The following is a 13,709-nucleotide window of genomic DNA, read 5'->3' as shown; positions in this document are numbered from 1 at the left end:
TCCCTGCCCCTTTGGTCGCGACCAACGTATCGCCCAGCACCGGATCATGGATCAGGCCGGCAACGGTCTCGCTCTTGACGACGACGGCGAGGATGGTGCCGAAGACCGGCAGGCCGGCGGTGAAATTGAAGGTGCCGTCGACCGGATCGATGACGAAAGCGAGATCCGCGTCGGGAAGTGCCGAGAGCAGCCCCGGATTGGTCTCGTAGGCCTCTTCGCCGAGAACCAATGCATTTGGGAAACGCTGCTTGAGCCGGGCGGTAATGTGCTTTTCCGCCAGCAGGTCGGCATCGGTGACGAGATCGATCGAGGATTTCTTCTCGCTGATGTCGCCGCTGCCCAGCGCGCGGAAACGCGGCAGGATTTCGGTCTCGCCTGCCTCGCGCACGATTGCACGCAGGAAATCAATGTCRTGATCGGCAAAATTCATCGCGTCAGCCCGGCAAAGTCGAAGAGTTTCGGATCGAGCATGTGCGACGGGTTGATATGGCCGAGCGCGCGCAGCATCACATCCTTGCGACCGGGCATGCGTGTCTCGATGTCGCTGAGCATCGCCTTCATCGCATTGCGCTGCAAGCCATCCTGCGAGCCGCAGAGGTCGCAGGGGATGATCGGGAACTGCATGGCCGCGGCGAAGCGGGCGAGATCGTCCTCGGCGCAGAAGCTGAGCGGCCGCATGACCATCAGGTCGCCTTCGTCATTCAGCAGTTTCGGCGGCATCGCCGCCATGCGGCCGCCATGGATGAAATTCATGAAGAAGGTTTCGAGGATATCCTCGCGATGATGGCCGAGCACCACGGCCTCGCAACCCTCCTCGCGCGCGATACGATAGAGATTGCCGCGGCGCAGCCGCGAGCAGAGCGAGCAATAGGTGGCTCCTTCCGGCACCCTCTCCTTCACGATCGAATAGGTGTCCCGGTATTCGATGCGATGCGCGACGCCGAGGGAATTCAGATAATCCGGCAGGATATGTTTCGGGAAATTCGGCTGTCCCTGGTCGAGATTGCAGGCCAGAAGGTCGACCGGCAGCAGGCCGCGCCATTTGAGTTCCAGGAGCAGCGCCAGCAGGCCGTAGGAATCCTTGCCGCCCGATAGGCAGACAAGCCAACGCTTCTGGCCGTTCAGCATGCCGAAATCATCGATCGCCTGGCGCAGATTGCGCATCAGGCGCTTTCTCAGCTTGTTGAAATTGCTCGATTGCGGCGCATGCCGGTAGAGCGCTTCCATCATCGAGTCGCCGGCAAAGCCAAGGCCATCTTCGTCGTCGCGCGGAGCATCCGGATTGGTGGTCAGCATAGGCATGTGCCTTCGGTGGAAATGGGTCGATGAGGCAATAGCCTATTGCTGCGATGCGTCAAGGATGTTTCGAGGCCGCGCTCCGAAGAACCGCAAGAGCATGGTCGACCGCCGAATGTTGCAAATGTTCGAACGACGGCAAGATCTGTAGATCACTGATGACACTTTCGAGATAGTCGCGATTTTGCCTTTCGATTGCCGCGATCGCCAATGGGACTTTTTCGACTACATCGGCGAGAGCAGCGTCCACATCCGATCGAAAAACAAAAGCGGCGGCAGCCAGATCGAAGATGTCGCGCGGCGTGATGTTGGCACCTCGGTGGAAAATCTTCTTGGCGATAATCTCTCCGACAGTCTCCAACAATATCTGCCGGCCCTCGATCAGAGTCTTGGAAAACGGGCGTGATGTGACTTGACGGCTGACGATGAAGTCGACTTCGCCAAGTTCCGCAAAGACAAGCTTTTGAAATGTGCTGCCATCTCCTCCGTAATTTCTCGGCATGATTTCAAAGCGGAAAGTTGCCTTCCTCGGATCAAGAAAAGCCAGCAACTGCCCGTCTTCAATAAAGATATCGACGTCGTGGCTATGACGGTGGTGGATTTGCAGCATCAAAGCCGTGCCGCCGCCCAGCGTCCACTCCTCGATGATCGGAAACTCGGAATTCACCTGATCGATCACATCGCAGGCGATTGCGAAAAGCTTTGACCAGTCCGTCAGCATCAAGCCGCCGCGGCACCTGGCCAAGGCTGACCAGACCATGTCGTGAACTGCGCTGCCAATTGCGCTAAAGCCGCTTCAGACAGGCCATGAGCGATCGCGAACTGTTTCTGCAAAGCAACCGGAACGTCATAGAAGAAGGACGATACCGGCCCTGCCGCCTCCTTGGCCAGCGACAAGTTTAGAATTGCCTCTGCAAGCTCGTCGCCACCCAATTTCCGGGCGTACGGGGCATTCACCGTTCCCAATACCAAGATATCGATATCGCTCTTCGACTGGCTCAAAAGATTTTACCTCGTTGAAATTTTCATTCTAGGTCGAATTTCGCCTGAAGCAACGGGATTCATTCGTTTCACATCTTCTGCCCGACCAGGTCCATGTCCAGCACCACCATGTTGGAATAGATCGGCGTGCCGACATCCATGTTGAACATGGCGCGCGACAGTTTGCCGGTGACGTGGAATTTCAGCATTTTGCCTTGCTGTCCCTTGAAGGTGATCGAAAACTTCGTCGGTCGCGTGACGCCCTTGGCCGAGAGCTGGCCGTCGATGCTGGCGCTGTTGCCGCCCGTGCGTGCCACGGTGGTGGATCTGAAGCTCACCGTCGGATGCTCGGCGACGTCGAAAACCGGTTCGGACTTGATGAATTCCTCGATGCGCGGATCGGCGGCCGTGACGCTCGCCGGCAGCAGCGAAAACTCCACCTTCGAGCGCCCGATCGCCTTGTCGATCTGGAACACGCCCTTGAACTGGCGGAATTCGCCCTCGATCGAGGCGCCGCCGGCCTGGGCCACGGAAAAATGGATATGCGATGATGACAGGACCCGGTAACGGCCCGCCACGTCTGAAAGCTCGTCGGCATGGGCGGTTGCGGTCGACAGGACGACGACGAGTGCGGTAACGGCCGATTTCAGCATGGGAACTCCAGTATGTCTATTCGGGCGCGCCTTCCTTGCCCGCGTAACCGGGCCTCAGCATGCGGAGCAATATCGCGTCCTTGTGGTGAAAATGATGCCTGAGCGCGGCGAGGATATGTACCGCGGCCAGGAAGATGGCGGTATAGGCAAGAAAGCCGTGGATGCTGGTCCACATCTGTTCGGCGCTCCGCGACACGCCAAGCGGCAGCGAAGGAATGACGAACAGGTGGAAATACCAGGTGGCGATCGGCAGCGTCGAGGTCGACACGACAGCCCAACCGGTCAGCGGCACGACGAACAGTGCCACATAGAGCGCGACATGGGCGCCGTTTGCCAGCTGCCTTTCGCCGCCTGGCATGGTGTCGGGCAGTTTCGGGCGTTTCGATGTCAGCGCCCAGGCGAGGCGTAGAATGGCCAGACCCAGAATGGTGAAGCCGACCGATTTGTGCAGTTGGTAGAGATTGTACTGCTCCAGCACATCCTTGATGTTCGTCAGGCCGACCATGTACCAGCCGAGCGCGAACTGGCAGAGAAACAGCGCGGCCATGATCCAGTGGAAGAGAACCGAGACGAGGCCCCAGGAGCGGGTTGTATTGCGGATCATGGACTTCTTTCATTTCAGCGCCAACCATCCGGTTATGCCTCGGCTACCGGTCTCTCGGCAAGAGACCAGCGTGGGCTCGCAGCATCCGCAAAATCTCCGAAGATTCAAATCACTTGCGTTCGAACCTTCGTGATCGAAACGAGAGGCGCCGTGTAGAACGCGAAAAGGAACATGAAAAAAGCCGCCCTTGAGAGGCGGCTTTTTCCGTCTTGATCGGCTGAAAAGGGATCAGCGCGAATAGAATTCGATGACCAGATGCGGTTCCATGATGACCGGATACGGAACGTCGGCGAGGCCGGGGACGCGGGCCAGAGTGGCCTTCATCTTGGAATGGTCGGCTTCGATATAATCCGGAACGTCGCGCTCAGCGAGACCGACCGATTCGAGCACGATAACCAGCTGCTTGGACTTTTCGCGCACTTCGATCACGTCGCCGGCCTTGCAGCGGTAGGAACCGATATTGACACGCACGCCGTTGACGTTGACGTGGCCGTGGTTGACGAACTGGCGGGCCGCGAAAATGGTCGGCACGAACTTGGCGCGGTAGACGATGGCGTCGAGGCGCGATTCGAGCAGGCCGATCAGGTTTTCCGGGGTATCGCCCTTGCGGCGCGACGCTTCTTCGTAGGTGGCGCGGAACTGCTTCTCGGAGATATCGCCGTAGTAGCCCTTGAGCTTCTGCTTGGCACGCAGCTGCACGCCGAAGTCGGAAAGCTTGCCCTTGCGGCGCTGGCCGTGCTGGCCGGGGCCGTATTCGCGGCGGTTGACCGGGGACTTCGGGCGGCCCCAGATATTCTCGCCCATGCGGCGGTCGATCTTGTACTTAGACGATGCGCGTTTGCTCATCGTATTTCCTTTCTGTTATCAAGCGGTCAAAAACCGCGCTTATTGTTCAAGGAAACACGCCCTCCTCTGAGACTGCCTTGCGGCCGCCTCTGACAGGTTTCTCGCATTCGCGAATGGAGAAGCCACGGGACATGCTCTGCTTCCTCCGGCTTGCAGGCCAAAAGAAACGAAACACCGGGCATTGCGGCCCGGAGTTGAGCGGCTTCTATGAGCTTGTTTCAGAATTGTCAACGTCTTGAGCGGGAAATTCCTGCCCCCGCCCTTGAAAGCCGATCGCACGCTTCCCAATTGCGATGGGCACCAAGGATCCGGGCCCCTCTGGCGTGAATTCCGGGCATCACGTGATGTCGGGTCCTGCAAGCCAACCGCCGCCCGGTCCTGGTTGACTGATGCACTTCCTTAATCTCGATCTGTTCGGCACGCCCGCCTGGATGTGGGCCGTGTTCCTGTCGCTCGTGCTCGCCCTTCTGGCGCTCGACCTCGGCGTGCTCCACAAGAGTTCGCGCGAGATCGGCATCAAGGAGAGCCTCGGGCTTTCCGCCTTCTATATCACGGTCGGCGTGATGTTCGGCGGCTTTGTCTGGTATCAATCCGGCCAGCAGCCGGCGCTTGAATATCTCACCGGCTTCGTGGTCGAGAAATCGCTGGCGATGGACAATATCTTCATCATCGCCACCATCTTTTCCTATTTTGCCATCCCACGCCAATACCAGCATCGGGTACTGCTCTACGGCATTCTGGGCGTGATCGTGTTGCGCGGCATCATGATTGCCGGCGGGGCGGCGATCGTCGAGAATTTTCATTGGGTTCTTTATCTGTTTGCCGGTTTCCTGGTGATCACCGGCATTCGCATGCTGTTTTCGTCGGGCCATGAGACCGATCTCGGAAACAATGCGGTGCTGACCTTCCTGCGCCGGCATCTGCCGGTAACGCAACAGCTGCACGGCGAGCGATTTGCCGTCCGTGAGGCAGACCCGAAGTCGGGTCGACTGAAGACCTTGATCACGCCGCTGCTGCTGGCATTGATCATGGTCGAACTCGCCGACCTCGTCTTTGCCGTCGACTCGATCCCGGCGATCTTCGCGATCACCACCGACCCGTTCATCGTCTACACGTCCAACATTTTCGCCATTCTCGGCCTGCGTGCTCTCTATTTCGCACTTGCCGCTCTGGTGCATCGCTTCGCCTATCTGAAATACGCGCTTGCCGCGGTGCTGATCTTCGTCGGTTCGAAGATCTTCGTTGCCGACATGCTCGGCATCGCCAAGATCCCGCCGATGCTGTCGCTTGGCGTGACCATGGCGCTGCTGGCGGCCGGCGTTTTCGGCTCGATGTGGGCGACGCGCAACGAGAAGGTCGCACACGGCTGACGGCATCTCGATTCCGATTGAACACGGGTCGTGGCTGCGCCAAGCTGACATAAAACAGAATCGGGAGGTCCTATGTCGCTGTTCGAGAAGAAAGGGTTCGACGCGTTTGCGGGATCGCTCGCCGGCGTCACATTCGTCGACCAGTGGGAATCGCGGGTCGCCAAGGTTGGCGGCAAGGTGTTTACGCTGCTCAGCCAATGGGGTGGCCGCGGCGAGCAGATCGTGTTCAAATGCACCGAGGAGACATTCGAAATCCTCACGGCCATGGATGACATCCAGCAGGCACCCTATTTCGCCAAACGGCAATGGATAACGGTTGCGGAAAAGGCCGAACTGCCACGGGACGATCTCGAAACGTATATCCGGCGGTCCTACAAGCTGGTCGCAAAAGGGCTGACGAAGAAAGTGCGGACGGAACTGGGCATCGAGATCGATTAAGCGCCCGTCGCTCTATTATCCAAACGATTCGACGGCTGCCCGATAATGGCAAGTCCCGGGCGCCCGGGACTTTGGTCGAGGAAATGGTCAGATTTCCTCGATCTTGCGTGCGGTTTCATCGAGCAGCTTCGTCAGTGTGCTGATCTGCTCCGTCGAGAGATTGCCGCTGCGCGCCTTCATCGCCAGTGCCGTCCGGAAATTGTCGATGGCGCGCATGATGCGCGGATCGCGCTCCGGCTTGGCGGCTGACCGGATCGCCTCGAAGCGTGCGAACACTGCGTCTATCGCTTTGCGATTTTCCTCAAGTGTCGCCCGCCCGGCTTCGGTGGCGGTATAGAGCTTCTTGGCTCCATCCGTCGCCTGGACCTCGATGTCACCGGTTTCTTCGAGCAGCGTCAGCGTCGGGTAGATGACGCCGGCGCTCGGCGCGTAAAGGCCTGATGTCCGCTCTTCGAGTTCCTTGATGATTTCGTAGCCGTGGCGCGGCTGTTCGGCGACGAGCGCCAGGATCACAAGCCGCAGCATGCCGTGTTCGAAGAAGCGCCCACCGCGGCTGAACGGCCCGCCAGGACCGGGACCGAAGCCGCTGTCCTCGTCGTGGCTGAAGAACGGATGGCCGAAACCGCTCCGTCGCGCAAAATCGAAGCGGTCATGGCCGCCGTTGTCGCATCTTCCTCTGAAATGTCCAAACATCTGATATCTCCAATCGTGTTTCGATACGATTTCGATATATCTTTTTGAGCGTCGGATTTCAAGGTTTCGATATATCTTTTTTATATCTTTTTCTCGGCAAGCCGAAATCGCTCTTCTTGGCGGCCGCCAAGAAGAGCCTGCATGCGGCGTTCTGGGGACGGATAAATCTCGAATTCAACTAGCAGGCAGTCACACCCATCGCAGAGGCTAGCGGCACGCACTTTGCCTAGATCGGCGATGTCACCAACGTTGATCTACTTCGCGCCAGCAGCTGACTGGTAAATGGAAAAGGGGCTGCCGCAACACGCGGCGGCGTCTCGTCTGCAATGGTTTTGGGTTTCACTCGGCGGCAAGCCGGCCTTCAACCTCGGGCGCATCGGGGTTGCCCGGTGCGGTCTCGACGCCGAGATCCGGGAAGGCGACGATCCGGTGACCGGCGCGGTCCTGGTGGACGACGACCAGGCTCTGCTCCTCGAAATAGCCGATCAGGCGGCGGGCGCGGCGCACCGAATGGGTGCCGTAGCTACGGGCGATGGCGGCGTCCGAGGGGCATGGATGGCCGCATAGCGCGGCATTGGCGAGCATCAGGAACACGGCCTTGAGGTCATCGGCGACGGCATGGCTGAGCTCGAGTGCCCTGCCCCAGGCTTCGGATGCCTGCATCTCCTCGTCGGCGCCGGAGCGGTTCACGGCAAGCCGGAAGCGGAAATCCGGCAGCGATACCGTGGTGCCCGAGAGCCGCCGGATGCGGCAGCGGACAAGGAAATCCTGGTAGAGTTCGGCATCGCTGCGGAAGGCGGAGTCGGCGCCGGCAAGCACATCGGCAAGCGCGCCAGCGATCAATTCGTCGCGCTCTTCCGGCGTCAGTTCAGCGCGTTTTGGACGCGTCTCGACAGGCTCTGTTTCCTCGGAGCGCGGACGGGATAGCTCGGCCATGATGTCGGTCGACGGGCGCGGCGCCGGCTGGATGTAGCGCGGGATCGGCCTGGCGAATTCGGCCGGATCCGGCGTCAGGATCAGATCGGCGGCATCGGCACTCGCCTCCGGCAGCGGCATCAGCTTGGGGCTCGACGACCGCGCGGAGGTTTCGACCGTGCCGATCTCGACCTTGACCGGCCGCTTGGTCAGCGCCGGGCCAAGGGCGACGAAGGAGCCGCGCGGCAGGTCGCGGAACATTTCCGCCTGGCGGCGATCGAGGCCGAGCAGGTCGGCGGCGCGGGCCATGTCGATATCGAGGAAAGTGCGGCCCATCAGAAAGTTCGAGGCTTCGGCGGCAACATTCTTGGCGAGCTTGGCGAGCCGCTGGGTGGCGATGACACCGGCGAGCCCGCGCTTTCGCCCGCGGCACATGAGGTTGGTCATGGCGCCAAGCGACAGCCGCCGCACTTCGTCGGCCACTTCGCCGCTTGCCGCCGGTGCAAAGAGCTGGGCTTCGTCGACGACGACCAGAACCGGATACCAGAAATCACGATCGGCATCGAAAAGGGCATTGAGGAAGATCGCCGCCATGCGCATCTGCTCTTCGGCGTCGAGACCTTCGAGCGACAGTACGCAAGAGACGCGATGCTGGCGCACCCGAGCAGCGATACCGACGAGTTCCGCCTCGGTGCGTTCGCCCTCGATTGCCACATGGCCGTAGCGATCGGCAAGCGTGACGAAATCGCCTTCGGGATCGACGATCACCTGCTGCACCCAGCCGGCGGATTGTTCGAGCAGGCGGCGCAAGAGATGCGACTTGCCCGACCCGGAATTGCCTTGCACCAGGAGGCGCGTCGCCAGCAATTCCTCAAGATCGAGCATCGAGCGTTCGCCGCCCGAACCCTTGCCCATATCGATGCCTGCCGTCATTGCCTTCCTCGTCGTCCGCCAATCGCTGTCATAGCAAGGATTCGCCTGATCGCGCGAGCGAAATGGACGCTACCCACAGGCTTGTGGCGCCCAATCCGACTATCAGCAGGCGTGGGACAAAATGCTGGGGCTTGCGCGATTTCACAAAAATGACGGGTGATTGATCTCCGTCAAAGCCGAAGGCAGGCCTCAAGCGCAAGCTGCCGATCAACGTGAAAGACAGGCTCATGAAATATTTCATCGCCTATACGACCGTCGAAGGCCAGACGCGCAAGATCGCTGAGACGATCGCCAGTACGATCGAAAACGGCGGCGACCGCGTCCTCATCATGAACATCTCGGACATGTACGAACATACGCTCGAACAGCCCGACGGCGTCATCCTTTGCGCGCTGATCCATGCGAGCCGCTACCCGTCCGCGCTCGCGGATTTCGTGCGTCGCGAAGCTGAGTGGCTCAATGCCGTTCCGTCCGCCTTCGTCTCGGTGTCGCTGTCGATCGTCAGCCAGAACGAAGACGAACGGACCGAAGCACAAGGGATTGCCGAACGGCTTTTGGCTGAGAGCGGCTGGTCGCCGACGCTCGTCCATCACGCTGCAGGTGCGCTGCGCTATATCGAATATGACTTTTTCAAGCGCTGGATGGCGCGCCGACTTGCCGACAGTCGCGGCGCCCCGGTGGATTCCAGCCGCGATTACGAGTTCACCGATTGGGCGTCACTCGCCTCGTTTGTCGACGATTTTGTGCGAGGCGTTGCGAAATCAAAAGGTCCAGCCGAGCCGCCAAACGCGGCCCTGGCCTGAGGACTGGGTTTTTCGCCGCGCTACCAGCTTCCACACGTGCTTTTGCAATGATCGAGCTTGGTAGCCGTTTGACAACCGGCTCGAAGATCGAAGCCAGCCGGCCGGCTGTGGAAGTCTGTCACCCCCTTGTATCGATTGTGGCAGCCCACACTCGATACAGACTGGTATTATACATCTTTCCGGTCGGGCGCGGCCTCGCAATTCGCCGGCGACTTTAGTGCGTCCTCAAGCCAGCCGCGATAACGGACAATGAGGCCGAACCAGGGATGGGCGATCTCGACATGAAAATGGAAGCGGCCTTGCGCGACATATTCGAAGGTCGTGCCGCAGGGCGCCAAGAAGCGTGGCATCGGAATGCCCAGGAATGACCATCGCCGCACGACATAGTTCAGCCGGTCGTCGTTGAGAACGAGCGCGAGGCCGACGGTGACGGGGCCGAACTGCTCTTCGACCAGATGGCGGCCTCTGCCTTGGCCCTCATATTGCCAACTGGAAAATAGTTTTCCGGCAAAACTGCGTTGCCAGCGTTCGCCGTCGTCATGCCGTTTGAGCGTCACAGCGACAGGGACGTCCGCGCCTTCTGCCGGGAAGCGATAGAATGCTGCAAGCAGGCGCCCGATCCATCCCTTGCCGCGATCGATTGCGGCGCGCCCGGAAAAATGCCGTTCGTCCGCGACCGAATGCAGGTCCTGGATCGGTTGCGGCAGATGTTCCCAGGCCGAACCCAGCACGCGACGGTAAAGCGGCTCTGCCTGGGCCATCGGCACGCGGATGCCGGTATGGATCGTTCGGCCAGCGAAGACGGCATCGTAGTCGGCCAATTCCAGCGCCTCCGTGGCGACACGGGCGCCGGGTGGCAGCATTGCGCCGGCCAAAGCCTTGCCGATGATGGCCGCAATCGCCATCGACGGGATGAGCGGTCCGTCAGAACCTTCGGCAAGCAGATGCCATTCGGCGCGGCGTGCTTTGCCGTCCCGACCTATCCCATCCGCAGCGACATACATGCCGCCCCGATGCTCGCCCCAACGGCAGTGGTTGATGACGAAATCGAAGAGCGGCGCCAGCCACAACAACCCCGGAAAGAGTTTTCGCCGCACCAGCGCGGAGAGGCCATTCAGCGCACGCAGAAAAATCTCAGGCACCGGTGCGGCACCGACCCAGATCGATTGCAGTTCGGGCATGGCATCGGGAATCATCCGGAGATCGGGCACATCGACGAGCGAGAAACGTCGGGAATGGAGCGGCAGATGCCCGGGTACGGCGATGACGAAGCGCCGAGACTCGGTCATTCCAAAAGCGGTCTGCGACCGACCATTTCGGCGCAACTGCAGCGGCCGACCTGCATAGCTTGCGATCGCGCGGATGACATTCGGCCCGACGCCCGCGAAAGGCGATGGCGCGATGCCGGCCTCGACATCGGTGACCGCGGCGAAATCCGCGCCAAGATGGCGGACGACGGCTGCCGTCAGCACCGGGAAACTGCTGACCGCCGACAAGACAAACAGGCCTTTCGCCTTGGCCTCCGCATCGAAGCCGCGCATTCCACTGGCAAAGGCGCTCCCGTCGGCGAAGTCGAGATAGTGGACGCCACGGCGCAGGCAGGCTTTGACCAAGCGGTAGGGATCATCACCGTAGACCTGGAACGGGCCGGTCGCGTCCACAAGGATATCGGGCCGCATCTCGTCAAGTGATCTCTCGACGTCGCCGTTGCGATCGAGCGCCGCCGGTACCAGCCGGGCCGTAGCGGTCCGTCCCTGGCAAAAAGCCCGAGCCTTGTCGAGCGAGCGACCGGCGATAATCAGCGTCAGCCGTGGATCATCGGCAAGCAGATCGGCGAGACGGCCGCCGAAGATGCCATAGCCGCCAAGAATGAGGATGGTGAGATGGGTCATGTGGTCGCCTGTCAATCTTCGAGCAGGGTCTCGGCCAGGTCGAGCGCGTCGACGGGCCAGTAGATGGATGGCCGCGGGCGCAGGACATTGGGCCTGCCCTTTTCCGGCCGGCAGGTGAGGATTTTCGTCTCCCATTGCGCCGGAATGGCGCCATGACCATGGACCGCACCCAGCAGGGCACCGCAAATCGCGGCATTGGTGTCCGTATCGCCGCCACGCATCACCGTGTCGACGACTCCCTCTTCCAGGCTGGGCGCATGCAGCAATTGCCAGAGCGCGTTCTGGAAAGCGATCAGCACCCAGCCCTGATGGGTGATATAGTCTTGCGGCTGCGCGTGGCGCGCGGCGCGAACTACCTCGCGCACCTCTGGCCTGACCGACCATTCGGCAGACCAGCCGTCGATCATTCCGTAAAGTTCCTCCGCGGTCACCGGCGCTGCAATGGCATGTGCAATCGCCAGCACGAAAAGCACGTTGATGTCGACGCAGACGCGGTTGGGATGGGTGATATAGGCATCCCGCCTCGCCCATTCGGCGAGCTCGTCAACCGGGCGATTGGCGCCGAAAATGCCGAGCGGACTGATCCGCATCAGCGCGCCATTGGCCTGGCTTTCATGATCAGGCATATATCTTAGCCCGTTGAACGTCGTCATGCCGACGTCGAAGGGAACGGAATCGAGCCAGGCCCGGTAGGCATCGCGCGCAGCATCCTGGACGTAAGCACCGTGTTCGAGAAGCGTGCGAGCGAGCGCCAGCGCCATCTCCGAATCATCGGTGGGCTGGCCGGCTATGGTGCTCCAGCAGCCACCGTCGGCCAGCAGGCGCACGCCATTCGGGTAGCTCTCACGAATCTGCTCCGCGCTCTGGAACTCGACCAGGCTGCCGAGAGCGTCACCCGCAAGCTGACCAAGCAGGCAGCCGCGAGCATGTGCCCGCTGTTCCTCCGGTTCACGCAGCCGTTTCGACATTTCTTGGTTCCCTTTCGCTTCCGGCGCGTCGAATCCGGTTCGTAATTATCCTATAAGTGACTGTAATTATCGATAAATTTGTCAATCAGGCGACATTGAAGGAGCTTGAAGTTCGGCAATTTTCCATTTTCCCGTCCTCCATTTAACCCGGTCTTAAGCATGTCCCTGCATCCTATATTAACCATACAGGATAAGTTTCCGCCGATCGTTGCATGACGCTCAGCCGACGGAATCCGGGACAGTCAGGCATTTGTATCGTCCAAGTATTGAGTTCGGAAGTCGCCATGACCAGCATAATGACCAACGCGGGCGCGATTGGCGCCGTCGCGCAGTTGCGACAGATCGACGCTACACGTCTTTCTACCCAGCAGCAGCTCAGCACCGGCCTGAGGGTCAAGACCGCCGAGGACAATACGGCCTATTGGTCGATCGCGACCACGATGAAATCCGACAACAAGGCGCTGGCCGCTGCGCAGGATTCACTCGGCATGGGCGAGGCTGCCGTGGGCGTTGCCTATAACGGCATGACCAATGCCATCTGGGTGGTGCAGCAGATCAAGGACAAACTTGTCGACGCCCGCGAGGCCGGCGTCGACAAGGTCAAGATCAACAATGAAGTGACCGAGTTGCGCCAGCAGCTCTATTCGATCGTCGATTCCTCCCAGTTCAACGGCGTCAACTGGCTCGACCGGACAAGTGCGGCCGACGACCAGGATCATCAGGTTGTGGGCTCATTCAGCCGCAATGGCGACGGCACGGTGTCTGTGAAGCTGTTGACTTATTCAATGATCAACGCGGTGGGCACCAACCATCTGATCGACGAGAACAGCCAGGGCGGCATCCTGACCAATGCAGCCTATGCGGCCGCCGAGGGCGCCTCCACCGACTGGGTGATCATCAAAGGCCGCAACACGCCGGCCCATACCGAATTCAAGCTCGACCAGAACACCACCGCCGGTCAGGTCGACGAAATGCTCGGTGTGACCGAGCGGATGCTGATGGCCATGACCGATGCCGCCGCCGGCCTCGGCTCGCTCGCCTCGCGCATCAAGATGCAGAGCTCCTTCGTCGTGGACCTGCAGGATACGCAGGATAAAGGCGTCGGGCGGCTGGTGGATGCCAATCTCGACGAGGCAGCGTCCAAGATCAAGGCTGTCGATGTACAGCAATCGCTTGCCAGCACGGCGCTCGGGGTAGCCAATGCCACGCCGCTGAATATGCTGCGGTTGCTGCAGTGATAAAGAGCCCCGAAAACAGAGGACCGAACATCTTGCTCCGTCACCGGAGCAGGTAAGATATCGACGCCGCTGCCGGTTG

The 13,709-nt window shown here is 60.4% G+C and carries 15 protein-coding genes; 4 read left to right on the top strand and 11 right to left on the bottom strand.

The window, feature by feature from the left end; translation table 11 throughout:
• From AC1DYF_RS17720 to rpsD, 7 genes are all read right to left on the bottom strand, one after another.
• Window positions 1–430, bottom strand: a 430-nt coding sequence (locus AC1DYF_RS17720) for an inositol monophosphatase family protein (RefSeq protein ID WP_477878061.1), incomplete at its 3' end; no start/stop codon positions are given.
• The gene (gene ttcA, locus AC1DYF_RS17715; RefSeq protein WP_477878066.1) at window positions 427–1,230 is read right to left on the bottom strand and encodes a tRNA 2-thiocytidine(32) synthetase TtcA; all 804 of its coding nucleotides are present in this window, start codon (window positions 1,228–1,230) and stop codon (window positions 427–429) included. The genes ttcA and AC1DYF_RS17720, both read right to left, overlap by 4 nt.
• 124 nt (window positions 1,231–1,354) lie before the next feature.
• The gene (locus AC1DYF_RS17710; RefSeq protein WP_477878060.1) at window positions 1,355–2,017 is read right to left on the bottom strand and encodes a nucleotidyl transferase AbiEii/AbiGii toxin family protein; all 663 of its coding nucleotides are present in this window, start codon (window positions 2,015–2,017) and stop codon (window positions 1,355–1,357) included.
• Window positions 2,017–2,298, bottom strand: a complete 282-nt coding sequence (locus tag AC1DYF_RS17705) for a hypothetical protein (RefSeq protein ID WP_477878059.1) — start codon at window positions 2,296–2,298, stop codon at window positions 2,017–2,019. Before AC1DYF_RS17705 ends, AC1DYF_RS17710 begins: the two co-directional genes overlap by 1 nt.
• A 68-nt stretch (window positions 2,299–2,366) precedes the next feature.
• On the bottom strand, window positions 2,367–2,930 hold the full coding sequence (locus AC1DYF_RS17700; protein WP_477878058.1) for a YceI family protein: 564 nt from the start codon (window positions 2,928–2,930) through the stop codon (window positions 2,367–2,369).
• 16 nt (window positions 2,931–2,946) lie between these two features.
• Window positions 2,947–3,534 (bottom strand): cytochrome b, encoded by a 588-nt coding sequence (locus AC1DYF_RS17695; protein WP_477878057.1) that lies wholly within the window; start codon window positions 3,532–3,534, stop codon window positions 2,947–2,949.
• Window positions 3,535–3,762: 228 nt separating this feature from the next.
• Window positions 3,763–4,380, bottom strand: a complete 618-nt coding sequence (rpsD, locus tag AC1DYF_RS17690; RefSeq protein WP_477878056.1) for a 30S ribosomal protein S4 — start codon at window positions 4,378–4,380, stop codon at window positions 3,763–3,765.
• 389 nt (window positions 4,381–4,769) lie between these two features.
• Here rpsD and AC1DYF_RS17685 point away from each other — a divergent pair, with 389 nt between their 5' ends.
• On the top strand, window positions 4,770–5,750 hold the full coding sequence (locus tag AC1DYF_RS17685; protein WP_477878055.1) for a TerC family protein: 981 nt from the start codon (window positions 4,770–4,772) through the stop codon (window positions 5,748–5,750).
• A 72-nt stretch (window positions 5,751–5,822) separates the two neighbouring features.
• On the top strand, window positions 5,823–6,188 hold the full coding sequence (locus AC1DYF_RS17680) for an MmcQ/YjbR family DNA-binding protein (protein ID WP_477878054.1): 366 nt from the start codon (window positions 5,823–5,825) through the stop codon (window positions 6,186–6,188).
• A gap of 87 nt (window positions 6,189–6,275) precedes the next feature.
• Here AC1DYF_RS17680 and AC1DYF_RS17675 read toward each other — a convergent pair whose 3' ends face one another.
• Both AC1DYF_RS17675 and AC1DYF_RS17670 read right to left on the bottom strand, forming a co-directional pair.
• On the bottom strand, window positions 6,276–6,881 hold the full coding sequence (locus AC1DYF_RS17675; RefSeq protein ID WP_477878053.1) for a PadR family transcriptional regulator: 606 nt from the start codon (window positions 6,879–6,881) through the stop codon (window positions 6,276–6,278).
• Window positions 6,882–7,220: 339 nt separating this feature from the next.
• Complete coding sequence (locus AC1DYF_RS17670; protein WP_477878052.1) at window positions 7,221–8,729, bottom strand: AAA family ATPase; 1,509 nt, start codon at window positions 8,727–8,729, stop codon at window positions 7,221–7,223.
• Window positions 8,730–8,956: 227 nt separating this feature from the next.
• Between AC1DYF_RS17670 and AC1DYF_RS17665 the strand changes: the two genes are divergently transcribed.
• Window positions 8,957–9,532 carry a flavodoxin domain-containing protein gene (locus tag AC1DYF_RS17665; protein ID WP_477878051.1) on the top strand — a complete coding sequence of 192 codons (576 nt, stop codon included), beginning with the start codon at window positions 8,957–8,959 and terminating at the stop codon, window positions 9,530–9,532.
• 167 nt (window positions 9,533–9,699) lie between these two features.
• Here the strand turns inward: AC1DYF_RS17665 and AC1DYF_RS17660 are convergent, their stop codons facing one another.
• The gene (locus tag AC1DYF_RS17660) at window positions 9,700–11,424 is read right to left on the bottom strand and encodes an SDR family oxidoreductase (RefSeq protein WP_477878050.1); all 1,725 of its coding nucleotides are present in this window, start codon (window positions 11,422–11,424) and stop codon (window positions 9,700–9,702) included.
• Between the two features lie 11 nt (window positions 11,425–11,435).
• A complete protein-coding gene (locus AC1DYF_RS17655) occupies window positions 11,436–12,392 on the bottom strand; it encodes an ADP-ribosylglycohydrolase family protein (protein WP_477878049.1) in 957 nt (318 codons plus the stop codon).
• 284 nt (window positions 12,393–12,676) lie between these two features.
• Between AC1DYF_RS17655 and AC1DYF_RS17650 the strand changes: the two genes are divergently transcribed.
• A complete protein-coding gene (locus tag AC1DYF_RS17650) occupies window positions 12,677–13,630 on the top strand; it encodes a flagellin N-terminal helical domain-containing protein (protein ID WP_477878048.1) in 954 nt (317 codons plus the stop codon).
• Window positions 13,631–13,709 lie beyond the last annotated feature (79 nt).

The sequence above is a fragment of the Rhizobium sp. P2_G9 genome, assembly GCF_056403475.1.
This window is presented reverse-complemented; position numbering and strand designations above follow the sequence as displayed.

Excerpts from the sequence above, each read along its gene's own strand:
- AC1DYF_RS17665 (WP_477878051.1), top strand. The coding sequence starts at position 8,957 with ATGAAATATTTCATCGCCTATACGACCGTCGAAGGCCAGACGCGCAAG.
- AC1DYF_RS17685 (WP_477878055.1), top strand. The coding sequence starts at position 4,770 with ATGCACTTCCTTAATCTCGATCTGTTCGGCACGCCCGCCTGGATGTGG.
- AC1DYF_RS17710 (WP_477878060.1), bottom strand. The coding sequence starts at position 2,017 with ATGCTGACGGACTGGTCAAAGCTTTTCGCAATCGCCTGCGATGTGATC.
- AC1DYF_RS17660 (WP_477878050.1), bottom strand. The coding sequence starts at position 11,424 with ATGACCCATCTCACCATCCTCATTCTTGGCGGCTATGGCATCTTCGGC.
- rpsD (WP_477878056.1), bottom strand. The coding sequence starts at position 4,380 with ATGAGCAAACGCGCATCGTCTAAGTACAAGATCGACCGCCGCATGGGC.
- AC1DYF_RS17700 (WP_477878058.1), bottom strand. The coding sequence starts at position 2,930 with ATGCTGAAATCGGCCGTTACCGCACTCGTCGTCGTCCTGTCGACCGCA.
- AC1DYF_RS17655 (WP_477878049.1), bottom strand. The coding sequence starts at position 12,392 with ATGTCGAAACGGCTGCGTGAACCGGAGGAACAGCGGGCACATGCTCGC.
- AC1DYF_RS17670 (WP_477878052.1), bottom strand. The coding sequence starts at position 8,729 with ATGACGGCAGGCATCGATATGGGCAAGGGTTCGGGCGGCGAACGCTCG.
- AC1DYF_RS17650 (WP_477878048.1), top strand. The coding sequence starts at position 12,677 with ATGACCAGCATAATGACCAACGCGGGCGCGATTGGCGCCGTCGCGCAG.
- AC1DYF_RS17695 (WP_477878057.1), bottom strand. The coding sequence starts at position 3,534 with ATGATCCGCAATACAACCCGCTCCTGGGGCCTCGTCTCGGTTCTCTTC.
- AC1DYF_RS17680 (WP_477878054.1), top strand. The coding sequence starts at position 5,823 with ATGTCGCTGTTCGAGAAGAAAGGGTTCGACGCGTTTGCGGGATCGCTC.
- AC1DYF_RS17675 (WP_477878053.1), bottom strand. The coding sequence starts at position 6,881 with ATGTTTGGACATTTCAGAGGAAGATGCGACAACGGCGGCCATGACCGC.
- ttcA (WP_477878066.1), bottom strand. The coding sequence starts at position 1,230 with ATGATGGAAGCGCTCTACCGGCATGCGCCGCAATCGAGCAATTTCAAC.